The 14766-nt window shown below is 53.6% G+C and carries 11 protein-coding genes; 8 read left to right on the top strand and 3 right to left on the bottom strand.

The genetic code is table 11. From position 1 onward, the window contains the following. Positions 1-56 precede the first annotated feature (56 nt). Positions 57-806, bottom strand: a complete 750-nt coding sequence (locus AB4Y96_RS07765) for a transporter substrate-binding domain-containing protein (protein WP_441916552.1) — start codon at positions 804-806, stop codon at positions 57-59. Between the two features lie 613 nt (positions 807-1419). Here AB4Y96_RS07765 and AB4Y96_RS07770 point away from each other — a divergent pair. Then, on the top strand, positions 1420-1593 hold the full coding sequence (locus tag AB4Y96_RS07770) for a hypothetical protein (RefSeq protein WP_091881418.1): 174 nt from the start codon (positions 1420-1422) through the stop codon (positions 1591-1593). An 82-nt stretch (positions 1594-1675) separates the two neighbouring features. Here the strand turns inward: AB4Y96_RS07770 and AB4Y96_RS07775 are convergent, their stop codons facing one another. Continuing rightward, complete coding sequence (locus AB4Y96_RS07775; protein WP_441916499.1) at positions 1676-2539, bottom strand: AraC family ligand binding domain-containing protein; 864 nt, start codon at positions 2537-2539, stop codon at positions 1676-1678. 230 nt (positions 2540-2769) lie between these two features. Between AB4Y96_RS07775 and AB4Y96_RS07780 the strand changes: the two genes are divergently transcribed. The 6 genes from AB4Y96_RS07780 (at position 2770) to AB4Y96_RS07805 (ending at position 11728) form a co-directional block, all read left to right on the top strand. Next, complete coding sequence (locus tag AB4Y96_RS07780) at positions 2770-4236, top strand: alpha-glucosidase/alpha-galactosidase (RefSeq protein ID WP_441916500.1); 1467 nt, start codon at positions 2770-2772, stop codon at positions 4234-4236. An 81-nt stretch (positions 4237-4317) separates the two neighbouring features. Then, positions 4318-6393 carry an ABC transporter substrate-binding protein gene (locus AB4Y96_RS07785; protein WP_441916501.1) on the top strand — a complete coding sequence of 692 codons (2076 nt, stop codon included), beginning with the start codon at positions 4318-4320 and terminating at the stop codon, positions 6391-6393. 124 nt (positions 6394-6517) lie between these two features. Next, positions 6518-7528 (top strand): ABC transporter permease, encoded by a 1011-nt coding sequence (locus tag AB4Y96_RS07790; RefSeq protein WP_441916502.1) that lies wholly within the window; start codon positions 6518-6520, stop codon positions 7526-7528. A gap of 5 nt (positions 7529-7533) precedes the next feature. Then, a complete protein-coding gene (locus tag AB4Y96_RS07795) occupies positions 7534-8655 on the top strand; it encodes an ABC transporter permease (protein WP_441916553.1) in 1122 nt (373 codons plus the stop codon). A gap of 11 nt (positions 8656-8666) precedes the next feature. Next, the gene (locus tag AB4Y96_RS07800; protein WP_441916503.1) at positions 8667-10337 is read left to right on the top strand and encodes an ABC transporter ATP-binding protein; all 1671 of its coding nucleotides are present in this window, start codon (positions 8667-8669) and stop codon (positions 10335-10337) included. A gap of 17 nt (positions 10338-10354) precedes the next feature. After that, on the top strand, positions 10355-11728 hold the full coding sequence (locus AB4Y96_RS07805; RefSeq protein ID WP_441916504.1) for an alpha-glucosidase/alpha-galactosidase: 1374 nt from the start codon (positions 10355-10357) through the stop codon (positions 11726-11728). Between the two features lie 76 nt (positions 11729-11804). On the opposite strand, the gene AB4Y96_RS07810 is transcribed toward AB4Y96_RS07805, so the two are convergent. Beyond that, entirely contained in the window at positions 11805-12857 is a 1053-nt protein-coding gene (locus tag AB4Y96_RS07810; protein ID WP_441916505.1) for an alpha/beta fold hydrolase, read from the bottom strand. A 541-nt stretch (positions 12858-13398) separates the two neighbouring features. Here AB4Y96_RS07810 and AB4Y96_RS07815 point away from each other — a divergent pair. Continuing rightward, entirely contained in the window at positions 13399-14715 is a 1317-nt protein-coding gene (locus AB4Y96_RS07815) for a hypothetical protein (protein WP_441916506.1), read from the top strand. Positions 14716-14766: the final 51 nt, after the last annotated feature.

A 14766-nucleotide genomic window follows, 5' to 3' on the forward strand; every position in this document is an offset into this window, starting at 1 on the left:
CTCGGTGGAATGAATGAAACGCCATCCTGCAAAAGCATGATGGCGCACACCGTGGTTTAGAGGTCGGCAGGGATAGGTGCGCCCAGCCATTTCTGGGAGATTGCTGTCAACGTGCCATCAGTTTTGGCTGAAGAGATGATGCTGTTGATTTTCTCCAGAAGCTTTGGCTCGTTCTTGTTCAGGCCGATAGAACAGGGTGAATTCTTGATCAGGAACTTTAGCTCCGGCCGTTTTGGCGGGTTCTTGGCAAGAATCGCTGCAGCAACAACATTGCCCGTGGCGATAACCTCGACCTGGCCAGACAGGAATGCCGAGATTGTGCCATTATTGTCTTCGTAGCGCTTGATGACGCTGTCGCCGGGTGCGATCTTGGTAAGCTCCAGATCTTCGATCGCACCGCGCGTGACGCCGATCGTTTTTCCAGCCAAATCTTCAGCTTTGGAGATTGCTACCGTTGCAGGTCCAAACACACCATTGAAGAATGGGACGTAAGGCGCCGAAAAATCGATCACCGCTTCGCGTTCGGCAKTCTTGCCAAGACTGGAAATTACCAGATCAACCTTGTTTGTCTGCAAATAGGGAATTCGGTTGGCGCTTGTCACCGGGACGAGTTCCGTCTTCACCCCCAGTTTTTCGGCAATCAGATTGGCTACATCAATGTCATAGCCCATCGGCGTCATATCAGTGCCAACGCTGCCAAATGGCGGGAAATCCTGCGGGACGGCCACACGAAGCACTCCGCGGGATGCAATATCCGCCAAAGCATCGGCAGACGCCGTACCTATTGGGCAAAGCGATCCAATCATCAGGATTGCCGCACCAAGAATTTTGAATAGTGATCTGCTGTTCATTTGCAAGCTTCCCAATTGGTCAATATCAGGAATGCCAAAGCAATTGTCGTGCCAAGAACCATAGAATTTGATTAGGACTGTACAGGTAGCTTACATCCGATCAATTGATCAGGGAGTCGCGCTCATAACTGAAAAGCGCACTGCTCTTTATATCGGCACAAATACATGAATGATCAAATTATGAGCACGACACTCCATAACGACACGCCGCATTTTGATTCCCATCAAATCGCAACGCGACAATTTGCATAGCTAATATGCAACTTTGTATGTTGCTCCAAATTTGAGCGATGCTATTTTGAAGATGTTAGGTTCTTTCCTCCCAGAAATCCTAACGCCGAATGCAGCAACCTCCTCCCTGCTGCATTTACAATCAAGGCCCAGCGCACCTCCTCCCGCGTTGGGCCTTTTTGCTTTATGGCTCCCTACGCAATCGCAAAAGTCGTTAAATCGCATCGAAATGGATGGTCGCAATCATTCATGTTTTGACGCTCTTTGTGTTTTCTCCCACGTTTCCACAACCTATGGTATAATCTGCGAGGTAACGGTTTCAAAAAGGAGAAACTTTATGCAACTGAGCGCACCTACGAAAATTGTGTTTATTATCGCGGTGATACTGGCCGTGCTATCGCTGCTTCCGGTGGTTGGAATTGCAGTGGGAGTTCTTGGCGCCTACAGCTATTGGTTGTTGCTTGTCGCTTTTATCGTACTTGCAGCCGGTAGCCTGTTTAAAGGCGTTTAAAACCAGCGAACTGTTCACCCAATCGCCGCCCGGCGATAAACGCCACCTGCCATGTCACGACGCACGCCTCGTGGGTTGAGTACTATTCTGCGTCCACGTCAGAAATGCGGGTCGGAATGCTGGCATACATTCCGGTTGTGCGGAATTCAGTCGGGCTTGCCCCATATATTCGCCTGAACACCTTTGAAAAATAATTAGCGTCGTCAAAACCGGTCATGATCGCAACCTCCTTAACCGGCAGGAAGGCTGCGTTTGTCAGAAGCTTTGTTGCGCGCTGCATCCGCTTCTGCAGGACAAACTCCGCAGGTGGCAGACCTTCACACTCGGCGAAGACGCGCGAGAAATGCGCTCGGCTGAGGCCGGAAACATTTGCCAGTTCTTCAACGGGAAGTGGTTTGTCGAGATTGGCACTGATGTGATCGATGACCGGCTGCATGACCGTCTTCTCATGCTGGTCAACAGGGTGCGAGCCGAACACGCCATCGTAGAGTGCCATGGCTGCCTCATAGGCAATGGCTGACGCGCGGCCAGCGGTTTCCGCGTCCATGATCAGGCGCATGCTGCAATCGGCAAGATGCTCGATTGTCTCACTTGGCAGCCTCAAAACTGGCCCTTGCGCCGCGAGAATCGAACGATGAATGCGCAACGCTTCCTCACCATTCATCGAGATCCAGAAATACTCCCAGTGATCGCCCTTCTCCAGCCAATAACGGTGGTTATGCGGCACAAGCACGAGCAGAGTTTCACCCTCCCGCACTTTATAGTTCCGGTTTTCATAGCGCAGCGTGCCCGTTCCGCTGATCGTATGCTGCAGGACAGTAAAGGGGGTCTGCCCCCGCTTGCGGCCATCCCAATCATAGATTTCATCACGGCGCACTTCATAACCGGTGCTGGTTGGCATGGTATGAAGCGTATGGCGCCCCCGCGGCAGGGAAACCGTCTTCATGCTATGCCCGGTATCGATCAGTTTTTGCAGCACAAAATTACCCTCAAAAGCATAATCCCTCTCTAGTCGCTCCCATGAATATACGCATAATGCTGGGTAAGAACAGCAGATGAACTGTTTGCGACCAATGTTGAAAGAGGGAAAGACAGGAAAAACCTGATCTTTGGAGCGCGCTTGAAAGCCGGGCTCCGCCGTATTGTTCTTATCCGTTCCGAATGATCGAGGTCGACATGAGCAGTTTCAAAATCGCTATCATTGGCGCTGGCAGCGTGGGGTTCACAAAAAAGCTCTTCACCGACATTCTCTGCGTGCCGGAATTCAAGGATATTGAATTCGCTCTGACTGACATCAGCGAACATAACCTCAAGATGATCAAGGCAATTCTGGATCGTGTTGTTGAGGCCAATAATCTTCCGACGCGCGTGACAGCCACGACAGACCGACGCAAGGCCATCGAAGGCGCTCGCTATGTTATAAGCTGTGTACGGGTCGGTGGACTTGAGGCCTATGCGGACGATATCCGCATTCCCCTGAAATATGGCATAGATCAGTGTGTGGGCGATACAATCTGCGCAGGCGGCATCCTCTATGGACAGCGCAATATTCCCGTCATTCTCGATTTCTGCAAGGACATCCGCGAGCTTGCGGAACCCGGTGCAAAGTTCCTGAACTATGCCAATCCCATGGCCATGAATACCTGGGCTGCTATCGAATATGGCAAAGTCGATACGATAGGGCTTTGCCATGGCGTTCAGCATGGTGCGGAACAGATCGCAGAAATTCTCGGTGCCAAATCCAAGGATGAACTTGACTACATCTGCTCGGGCATCAACCACCAGACATGGTTTGTCGATATCCGCCTGCGCGGCCGCAAGATTGGCAAGGATGAACTTATTGCCGCGTTCGAAGCCCATCCCGTTTTCTCACAACAGGAAAAGCTGCGTATTGATGTTCTCAAGCGTTTCGGCGTCTATTCCACTGAAAGCAACGGCCACCTCTCGGAATACCTGCCCTGGTATCGCAAACGTCCCGATGAGATCACCAAATGGATCGACATGTCCGACTGGATTCATGGTGAGACTGGCGGCTATCTGCGTTATTCAACGGAAACGCGGAACTGGTTCGAAACCGAGTTTCCGCAGTTTCTGGAGGCCGCAGCAAAGCCTATCGATCCCACCCGCCGTTCCAATGAGCATGCCAGCCATATTCTTGAAGCGCTGGAAACCGGGCGTGTCTATCGAGGCCATTTCAACACGCGCAATACCGGGATCATCACGAATCTCCCCGCCGACGCGATTATTGAATCGCCGGGGTTTGTCGACAGGTTTGGTATCAACATGGTATCCGGCATCACATTACCGGAGGCGTGTGCAGCCACATGCATTTCATCGATCAATGTGCAGCGGATGGCCGTCCATGCCGCAATCAGCGGCGATATCGATCTTTTGAAACTTGCCGTTCTGCACGATCCGTTGGTCGGTGCTGTGTGCACACCTGAGGAAGTCTGGCAGATGGTCGATGAAATGATCGTCGCCCAAGCGCAATGGTTGCCGCAATATGCCCATGCCATTGACGATGCGAAAGAGCGTTTGCGCCACAAGACGGTAGCGACGCGCGAATGGAAGGGCGTCGCCAGCCGTTCAGTACGCTCTATCGAAGAGCTGAGAGCAGAAAAAGCATTGATGAAACAGGCGTGAATTAATTTTTCCGGCTGCTTTCCCCTCTTGGAGGAGACGGGGTAGCGACATGAGCCGGGCCAGATTGAAGAGGGAGAGACGATGAGCCATTTTCGCTATTTGAGTTCACTCGCCATAGGTGTTTCAATGCTGGCTTTGCCGGTATTGGCGTCCGAGCCGACAGTTCCGCCGGAACCGCCATCCTTCAAAGCGCAGGCAAAAATCTCATATGTCTCCAGAGATGCAATTCTTGAATTCAAAGCCCTTCCCGCCTATCACGAACCTGATTGGGTCACCGAAAAATTTGTAAAAGCGGGCAAGCTTCCAGCGGTCAAAGACCGGCTACCCAAAGAACCGCTTGTCTATAAAACAGGAAATATGCCCGATGGTATCGGTGTCTATGGTGATACATTGCGCCATGTCATTGGCGGACGGCCGGAAGGCTGGAACTATATCGGCGGCCAATCGCAAGGCTATGGGGGTATCGACATTGGCCTGTCTGAATGTCTGACGCGAACCGCACCGCTGTTTCAGGTTGAAGCAACGGATGTCGAGCCCTTGCCAAATCTGGCTAAGGGATGGGAATGGTCAGCGGATGGCCACACCCTGACCATGCATCTCATTGAGGGTGCGAAATGGTCCGATGGCGCGCCATTCGATGCGGATGATGTGATGTTCTATTGGGATGACAATGTCATTGACCCCAATGTTTCACCACTCAATGGCGCAACCCAGGAGACGTTTGGTGTTGGCACGACGCTGAAGAAAATTGATGCCTATACCGTTGAATGGACATTCAAGAATGCTTTCCCGCGCCAGTATCTTTACGCCATGGCCTATGGAACATTTTGCCCGGGTCCAGCGCATATCCTCAAGACGAAGCACCCAAAATACGCTGCAACAACCTATGATCAATACAAAAACGGTTTCCCGCCTGAGTATATGAACATGCCGGTTATGGGGGCTTGGGTTCCAGTCGAGTACAGGCCTGACGATATCATCGTGCTTCGCCGCAACCCTTATTACTGGAAGGTGGACGAGGCTGGCAATCAGCTGCCCTATGTCAACGAGATGCATTATAAGCTCTCAACCTGGGCTGATCGCGATGTCCAGACGGTTGCAGGTTCAGCCGATTTTTCCAATCTCGAACAGCCGGAAAATTTCGTGGAGTCGCTGAAACGTGCCGCGCAGGACAACGCGCCTGCCCGGCTTGCCTTCGGCCCGCGCCTCATCGGCTACAATCTCGATATGAACTTTTCGGCCAATGGCTGGGGCGCACCCGATGCGCGCGGTCAAGCCGTTCGTGAACTCAATCGCGACGAGCACTTCCGCAAGGCGGTGACCATGGCGATCGACCGGAAGAAATTAGGCGAAGCGCTTGTCAAAGGTCCGTTCACCGCGATCTATCCCGGCGGGCTGTCATCGGCAACGAGCTTCTATGACAGGCAATCCACCGTCTATTATCCATTTGATTTGGAAGGCGCAAAGGCAGAGCTGGCAAAGGCCGGTCTGAAGGACACCGACGGCAATGGCATTGTCAACTTTCCGCCTGACAAAGCAGGCGGCAAGGATGTGGAAATCACCCTTCTGGTGAACAATGCCTACAACACCGACAAGAACCTTGCGGAAGGCGTGATCGGCCAGCTGCAAAAGCTTGGCCTGCGCGTCATTCTCAATGCCGTGGATGCCAACCAGCGCGATGCCGCCAATTTTGGTGGACGGTTCGACTGGATGATCTGGCGCAACAATTCGGAACTCGCTTCTGTCGTACAGAACACCGAACAATTGGCTCCGGTGGGACCCCGCACCAGTTGGAACCATCGCGCTCCGGAAAATGGTCAGCTGGATCTGATGCCTTTCGAAGAAGAGATGGTGAAGATCGTCAACAAGTTCATCTCAAGCCAGGATAACGCCGAACGAACCGAGCTGATGAAGCAGTACCAGAAGGTCTACACGACAAACGTGAATACAGTCGGATTAACGGAATTCGCCGGTGCTCTCGTTATCAACAAGCGCTTCTCCAACATTCCGTCCGGCGCTCCGATATTCATGTTCAACTGGGCCGAGGACGCCATCATCCGCGAGCGCGTATTCGTCAAGGCGGACAAACAGGGTGATTTTGAACTGTACCCACAGCAATTACCCGGAAAGCCGGGCGGTCCCGGCCCGATGAACTGAGCCTCCCAAGGACTCTGGCTGGCCGGTCGCACTGATGTGCGGCCGGCTCATCAACCGAACAAGTCGATGGTGTGAGTACATTCATACCCGTTTTGAAACCAACACAAGAGAAGTGAACCGGCCCATGTTACGATTCCTGCTTGTGCGTATCGCCTCTGCCATTCCGGTGTTGTTTGTGCTGAGCGTGGTTACCTTCGCCATTATTCAGGCGCCTCCCGGCGATTATTCCGATTACATCCGATCGCAATTGATGAATCAGGGCGGAGCTTCCTTCGAAGCGGCGGACGCGCAAGCGCAGGCCTACCGGGTCGCGAACGGTCTCGACAAGCCTCTACCCGTTCAATACGTCAACTGGGTGGTCGGCATGGTGACGCGCGGCGATTTTGGTCACAGCCTGTTCTATAACAAGCCGGTTGCCGACGTGGTCGGTGAACGATTACCACGAACTCTGTTGCTGGCACTCACCTGCCATATCCTCGCATCAATTATTGGCATCAGTTTTGGCATATTGGCCGCCACCCGGCAGTATTCATGGGTCGACAGCCTGCTCTCCGGCATATCATTCCTTGGGATGACCGTGCCGCGCTTCCTGATGGCGCTCATCATTGTCTACATCATGGTATTTCATTTCAACGTATCGGAGATCGGCAGTTTCAATTCACCGCGTTATGGCGGTGCGCCCTGGTCCTGGGACAAATTTGTCGATCTCGTCCGGCATGTCTGGCCCGTCGTGGCCATCGCAACATTTGGTGGCCTCGCCTACAATATGCGCGTGATGCGCGGCAACCTGCTCGATACGCTCAACGCCCAATATGTGGAAACAGCACGCGCCAAAGGTCTGAGTGAGGGCGCTGTCATCATGCGCCATGCGGTACCGAACGCACTCCACCCATTGATTATGTATCAGGGTGTCGTGTTGCCCTATATGCTGACCGGAGAGATAGAGACTGCGATCATCTTTGCTTTGCCGACCGTCGGTCCCGCCATCGTCGGCTCCATGTGGGTTGGCGATGTCTACGTCACGGCGACTTTCATGCTGGTGCTTTCGGCCACATTGATCGTCGGCAACATCATCGCAGACCTTCTGCTCGCCCTCGTCGACCCACGGGTGCGGCAATATGGGGAGGTGAAGTGATGCATATGCAAATTCAACAACCACCTCTCACCATCGAAACGGTTAATGGCAAACGCGGCAATGAACGCTATATCGCTCTTGTCTGGCGACGTTTGAAACGCTCCTGGACCGGCATGATCGGCCTCGTTCTGGTCTGCCTGTTGCTTGTTATGGCCATCTTTGCCGGTTTCTTTGCGCCAGTTGATCCCATGCAGACAGACATTGGCTTTGCACCGCCTGAAGCTATCAGGTTCTTTGACAAGGATGGCAATTTTTCTCTTCGCCCGCGCACCTATCCGATTGCCGAGACAGAAGAACTTGACCCGGTGACATTTCAACCCGTGGTCGGGCCAGACTATGACAATCCGCGCCTGCTGGGTTTCTTCGTCAAAGGCTTCGACTACAAGCTTCTTGGTATCATCCCGACGAACCGGCATTTCTTTGGCACTTCAGATGGGCAGCCAGTGCATTTCCTCGGAACGGACAAGTTCGGGCGCGATGTTCTTTCCCGGGCCCTTTACGGTTCTCGTATCTCGTTGATGATTGCCTTGATTGTCGTCTCCATCGTTACAGTTGTCGGCACAACGGTAGGTCTGGTCTCTGGCTATTTCGGTGGAAGATTTGACGCGTGGACACAACGCTTTGTCGAACTGGTGCTGGCATTTCCCCAGCTACCACTCTATCTCGCACTCAGTTCGCTCATACCGGTTACGGCACCGACCAATATCTTCCTCGGCTTTGTCATCATCGTCATGTCGGCGCTTGGCTGGGCCCAAATGTCACGCGAAGTGCGCGGCAAGACGCTGGCGCTGGCGCGTATCGAATATGTGCGGGCAGCTCTTGCCGTAGGAGCATCGGACCGCCGCATCATTTTTCAACATATTTTTCCAAACGTCATGAGCCATGTGATCGTTGCCGTCACCATAGCAATTCCTCACATCGTCCTTCTGGAATCCTTTCTGGGTTTTCTCGGGTTTGCCGTGAAACCCCCGCTCATCTCCTGGGGTTTGATGTTGCAGGATACGGCAACCTATTCCGTTATTGGGTCTTACCCATGGATACTCACACCCGTTGCTTTCGTGCTTGTCACCGTCTTTGCGTTCAATGCGCTTGGCGATGGTTTGCGCGATGCCGTTGACCCCTATTGAGGCTGGATGCGATGCCGATAATTGAAACAAGCACCATGGCGCCCGAACAACGACTGGATAGCGCAGCGCATCCGGAAAGCCCTGTTATTGACGCACGCAATGTTGCGGTCCGCTTCAAGGTAGAGGATGGCATAGTCGATGCCGTCAAGGATGTTTCCTTTCAGCTCTATCGCGGGGAAACCATTGCGATCGTCGGCGAATCCGGTTCTGGAAAATCCGTCACTGCGCGCACCATCATGGGGCTTTTGACCAAGCGTGCTACGGTCTCCCATGGGGCGAAGATCATCTATGACGGCAAGGACATCCTGAAATTCTCAAGCCATGCACGACGTGCGTTGCGCGGCAACCGCATGTCCATGATCTTTCAGGAACCCATGAGTTCGCTCAATCCGATCTATACGATTGGCAGTCAGATCATCGAGGCCATTCGCGTGCACCAGCGCATCAGCAGACGCGAAGCACAAAAGCGCGCGCTTGACCTGTTGATACAGGTTCAGATCCCCGATCCGGAATCCCGGCTCAATCAGTATCCGCACCAGCTCTCCGGTGGCCAGCGCCAGCGCGTCATGATTGCTATGGCGCTCGCAAACAACCCCGACGTGCTGATCGCCGATGAACCAACTACCGCGCTCGATGTGACGGTTCAGGCCCAGATTCTCAACCTTATCCGCGATCTGCAGAAGCGGCTCGGAATGGCTGTCATTCTCATCACCCATGACCTGACCGTCGTCCGGCAATTTTCGGATTATGTCTATGTCATGCAGCATGGCGAGGTGAAAGAGCACAACACGACAGCAGCGCTCTTTGCGAACCCTCGTCATCCCTATACGTGCCATCTTCTCGGGTCTGAACCCAAGGGAGAAGCCAATCCGATGCCCGCAAACTGCGAAGCCATTCTGGAAGGCAAATCTGTTCGGGTGACATACATGTTGAAACGCGGCGGCTTCTTCAAGCCGCAGTTGCACGAGCTTGTTGCTGTCGACAGTCTCAATCTGAAACTTCACAAGCATGAGACGCTGGGTATTGTCGGCGAATCCGGCTCTGGCAAGACGACTTTCGGCCAAGCACTTGTCCGGCTCGTGCACACGGATAGCGGCGAGATTTATTTCGACCGGCAGCCAATTCACAACAAGTCCCGGGCTGAAATGCGGCCCTTGCGATCGCGAATGCAAATTGTCTTTCAGGACCCGTTTTCCTCACTCAATCCACGCATGTCGATTGGACAGATCATCGAGGAAGGGCTGATCATCAACCGGATCGGCGAGAACCGGGCTGATCGTCTCGACCGTGTTCAGGAAGCCCTGAAATGTGCGGGGATGCCACATAATATCCTATCCCGCTTCCCGCACGAATTTTCCGGCGGCCAGCGCCAGCGCATAGCCATTGCGCGTGCCATAGCGCTCGAACCGGAATTCATTCTTTTGGACGAACCGACATCGGCGCTCGATCTGTCGGTGCAGGCACAGATTATCGATCTGCTGCGTAAGCTGCAGGATGATTGCGGGCTGAGTTATCTGTTCATTTCTCACGATCTGAAAGTGGTCCGTGCCCTTTGCCACCGCGTCATGGTGATGCAGCACGGCAAGATCGTCGAAGAAGGCCCTGTCAACGACGTTTTATTCCATCCCAAGACCGCCTACACTGAACGGCTTGTCAAAGCCGCCTTCGAGGTAGCCGCATAATCCTCCCGGAGTTTGCCATGTCAAAACAACCCAAAGTCACCTTTATCGGAGCCGGTTCCACCGTCTTCATGAAAAACATCATCGGCGATATTCTGCAGCGCCCGGCACTATCGGGTGCGAAGATCGCGCTTATGGATATTAATCCGCAACGTCTGGCCGAGAGCGAAATCGTTGCCGGCAAACTGGCAAAAACACTCAACGCCAAGGCCGTCATTGAAACCCATACGGACCGTCGGCGCGCGCTTGAGAAAGCCGACTTTGTCGTGGTGGCTTTCCAGATCGGCGGGTATGAACCCTGCACCGTCACGGATTTTGAAGTTCCCAAAAAGTACGGCCTTCGCCAGACCATTGCCGACACGCTTGGCGTTGGCGGGATTATGCGCGGCCTGCGGACCGTTCCGCATCTTTGGAACATCTGCGAGGATATGCTTGCCGTCTGCCCGCAAGCCATTCTGCTTCAATACGTAAATCCCATGGCAATCAACACCTGGGCGATTGCGGAGAAATATCCGACAATCCGCCAGGTTGGCCTTTGCCATTCCGTGCAAGGTACAGCGGGTGAACTTGCGCGCGATCTTGATATTCCAATCGAAGAAATTCGCTATCGCGCCGCTGGTATCAATCACATGGCCTTTTACCTCCAGTTCGAGCATCAGCAGCCCGATGGCAGCTATCGCAACCTCTATCCGGATCTCGTTCGCGGTTACCGTGAAGGGCGTTTTCCAAAACCCAGCCATTGGAACCCGCGCTGTCCCAATAAGGTGCGCTATGAGATGCTGACCCGGCTTGGCTATTTCGTCACGGAAAGCTCCGAACATTTTGCGGAATATACACCCTATTTCATCAAGGATGGACGCGACGATCTCATTGAGAAGTTCGGCATTCCGCTGGATGAGTACCCGCAGCGCTGTATCGAGCAGATCGAACGTTGGAAGGGTCAGGCAGAGACCTTTGCAAAAGCCGACAAGATTGAGGTGACTGAAAGCCGCGAATATGCGTCATCCATCATGAACTCCGTATGGACCGGCGAACCATCGGTCATTTACGGCAATGTGCGCAACAATGGCTGTATCACCTCGCTGCCAGCCAATTGTGCTGCGGAAGTTCCCTGCCTCGTTGATGCCTCAGGCATTCAGCCGACCTACATAGGCGCTCTGCCACCGCAACTCACGGCGCTCATCCGCACCAATATCAATGTACAGGAATTGACCGTTCAGGCGCTGATGACCGAGAACCGCGATCATATCTACCACGCGGCCATGATGGACCCGCATACGGCCGCGGAGCTCGATCTCGATCAGATTTGGTCACTCGTGGACGACCTTCTTACCGCGCACGGCGATTGGCTCCCGGCATGGGCTCGTGGTCCCCGGAAGGTGCAAGCTGCTTAAGTCCAAGGGATTGGCGGTAGAGCAGTTTTCGGCCCGATATCTTCAAGTATCGGGCCGATTGGCGATAATCTCCGGATTAAAAACCGTCCACGTCGATGACAGCCTGAGCAAATGCTGCGGGCGCTTCCTGAGGTAAATTATGCCCGACACCACCCTCTATAAGCCGGTGCGCATATTTACCCGTAAACTTTTTAGCGTAGGCGCTGCTATCCGGATGCGCAGCACCGTTGGCGTCGCCTTCCATGGTAATCGTGGGGACACTGATGAGCGGACCTTCGGCGAGGCGGTTCTCCAGATCATCATACTGCTTTTCACCTTCAGCCAGTCCGATCCGCCAGCGATAATTATGAATGACGACGCTGACGTGGTCCGGATTGTCGAAAGCTTTGGCACTGCGGTCGAACGTGGCATCATCGAAATTCCACTTGGGYGATGCAAGTTGCCAGATCAACTTGTTGAAATCGTGCCGGTACATCTCGTACCCCGCCTGACCCCGTTCTGTCGCAAAATAGAACTGATACCACCATGCAAGCTCTGCTTTAGGTGGCAGAGGTGTTTTGTTGGCTTCGCGGCTGCCAATCAGATAGCCGCTTACGGAAACCATTGCCTTGCAACGCTCCGGCCACAGGGCCGCCAGAATATTGACCGTCCGTGCGCCCCAATCAAAACCGGCCATGACCGCCTTGTCTATCTTCAGCGCATCCATCAATGCGATGATATCGACGGCAACAACTGCCTGTTGGCCATTGCGAGGCGTGCTGTCCGAAAGAAAGCGCGTTGTGCCATAGCCGCGAAGATAGGGAATAATGACCCTGTAACCCGCCGATGCGAGCAAAGGCGCTACATCGACAAAGCTGTAAATGTCGTAGGGCCAGCCGTGAAGACAGATGACGACTGGACCATCGGCAGGACCGGCCTCGGCATAACCAATATTGAGAACGCCGGCATTGATCTGCTTGAGCGGATCGAATGAAGTATTTGTGCCTGGTTTGATTGCGGGCAGACGTCCTGGTTTGGATTTATCAGATTGCGCAGTTGCTGAGCCGATCATTCCGAGCTGAGCGACTGCAAGTGCTGCCGCGGCAGTTCCGAACAAGCGGCGGCGACCGTGATTGATTGCTTCTGTCATTGTCTTCTTCCTCTGGAATGTGGGGAAAGTTACAAATCCTGTTTGATGGCTGTTAAACAGCTTGATCGACAGGCGGGAATCTCATTTCAGCGCGGCGGGCGCATTGCTTTGAACGAAAAAACAGCTCTTTCCGATCGGGCTTCAATCGTTGACACTGCAGCGACCAGCCCAGCGATTGCCGAGGGCTCGCGGGAAGCGGCATCGTAGGCACAGGGCGCCGCAAATATTGCAACTCCGATGAGGCATTTGATTGCGAGCTGCATTGCCGATGTCCTTCAAGTTAATTATGATAATAATCATTATTTCGATATCTTTACCGCACCCAGAACCTATTTACAAGCGATGATAATAATTTTTATCATAATCATTCTGCATGCTTGTATTGAGTAGCTCGTGGCCAAGGAACCATCTTTCCTCTGCACAGGCTTCCGAACTGACAAGGCCGACGCGAAAGTGCCTCTTGGTGTTGAAATTTATGCGTCCGTCAGCAATGATGAAACAGGCGTGCAAGTTTGCATGCAATCAATAACGGGGAGGTATAATGTTCCGTCGCTTGGTTCTGCTGGCCGCCGCTGCCTGTACTTTCAGCTTGTTCGACACCCCTTCATGGGCACAGGAAGCAACCCAATGTCCGGCCAAATTACCCGCGGATACGGACTGCTACTCGGGACAGGACCGCAACGGGGCGTTCTACTGGATCGCTCGCCCGAAAAACTGGAACGGCATCCTTGTCCTCCATGCTCACGGCGGACCACGCCTGACGCGTCCGAAGATTGACGATCCGGTTGAGGATCTGGAACGCTTTGCTGTCACCGTTAGCGAAGGTTACGCATGGGCTGGATCGAGTTATCGACGGGAAGGCTATGGCGTGCGTATGGCCGCCGAAGATACAGAAAACTTGCGCCGGATTACTTGGGACAAGCTGGGGCGCCCTCGCCTCACTATTCTCCACGGCCAGTCATGGGGTGGGAACGTTGCCGCAAAAGCAGCAGAGCTTTATTCCATCGACGGTGCTGGCGACCGGGTCTACAACGGCGTGGTTTTGACAAGCGGCGTTCTGGCCGGAGGCACGCGTGCCTATGATGTCCGCGCCGATCTGCGTGTCGTCTATCAATACTATTGCCACAACAACCCCAAATCCGATGAAGAGCAATACCCACTTTGGCAGGGACTGCCACAGGACGCAAAACTCTCACGGAAAGAACTGGATGCCCGTGTAAACGACTGCACTGGAGTCGACTTGCCTGCCGACCAGCGATCGACCGAACAGAAACAAAACCTTGCCAATATACTGGCTGTTATTCCTGTTCCCGAAAGGACGCTTGCTGCTCACCTCGCTTGGGCGACGTTGACATTCAAGGATATGATATGGCGACGTCTTGAAGGCCATAACCCATTCGACAATCAGACAACGCGCTATACCGGCTCCAGCGATGATGACGCATTGAACAAGGGCGTAGAACGTTTTACCGCCGATCCTGAGGGCGTACGCCTGCTTGCCTATGACAGTGATCTTACCGGTCAGATTGTCCTTCCCACCTTGACCATGCATGCCAAGGATGACCCGACCGCCCCTGTCGAGTTCGAAACGGTTTATCGGGATATGGTTGCCAAGGCTGGAAACAGTGATCTTCTGGTTCAGACATTCACTGACGAGCACGAGCACAGCAAGCTCTCAACCCCGCAATATGCGGCTATCTTTCAATCCATGGTTGACTGGATCGACAAGCGCGCCAAACCAACGCCGGTCTCGATCGATGCAATCTGCCAGCAAAAAGCTCCTGCTTATGGTGAACCATGCCGGTTCGATACAGCGTTTTATCCGGGGCCACTCAAATCACACGAAAAGACGCCCTAAGCGACTGACACTGCTCTTTATCCCGCTCACCAGCGAGCTTGAAGCTGTTAC

This window comes from Phyllobacterium sp. TAF24 (assembly GCF_052113785.1).
Lineage (GTDB): Bacteria > Pseudomonadota > Alphaproteobacteria > Rhizobiales > Rhizobiaceae > Phyllobacterium.

Bases quoted from the DNA above. Each gene is read 5' to 3' on its own strand.
- AB4Y96_RS07770 (WP_091881418.1), top strand. From the start codon at position 1,420: ATGCAACTGAGCGCACCTACGAAAATTGTGTTTATTATCGCGGTGATA.
- AB4Y96_RS07775 (WP_441916499.1), bottom strand. From the start codon at position 2,539: ATGAAGACGGTTTCCCTGCCGCGGGGGCGCCATACGCTTCATACCATG.
- AB4Y96_RS07780 (WP_441916500.1), top strand. From the start codon at position 2,770: ATGAGCAGTTTCAAAATCGCTATCATTGGCGCTGGCAGCGTGGGGTTC.
- AB4Y96_RS07785 (WP_441916501.1), top strand. From the start codon at position 4,318: ATGAGCCATTTTCGCTATTTGAGTTCACTCGCCATAGGTGTTTCAATG.
- AB4Y96_RS07790 (WP_441916502.1), top strand. From the start codon at position 6,518: ATGTTACGATTCCTGCTTGTGCGTATCGCCTCTGCCATTCCGGTGTTG.
- AB4Y96_RS07795 (WP_441916553.1), top strand. From the start codon at position 7,534: ATGCAAATTCAACAACCACCTCTCACCATCGAAACGGTTAATGGCAAA.
- AB4Y96_RS07800 (WP_441916503.1), top strand. From the start codon at position 8,667: ATGCCGATAATTGAAACAAGCACCATGGCGCCCGAACAACGACTGGAT.
- AB4Y96_RS07805 (WP_441916504.1), top strand. From the start codon at position 10,355: ATGTCAAAACAACCCAAAGTCACCTTTATCGGAGCCGGTTCCACCGTC.
- AB4Y96_RS07815 (WP_441916506.1), top strand. From the start codon at position 13,399: ATGTTCCGTCGCTTGGTTCTGCTGGCCGCCGCTGCCTGTACTTTCAGC.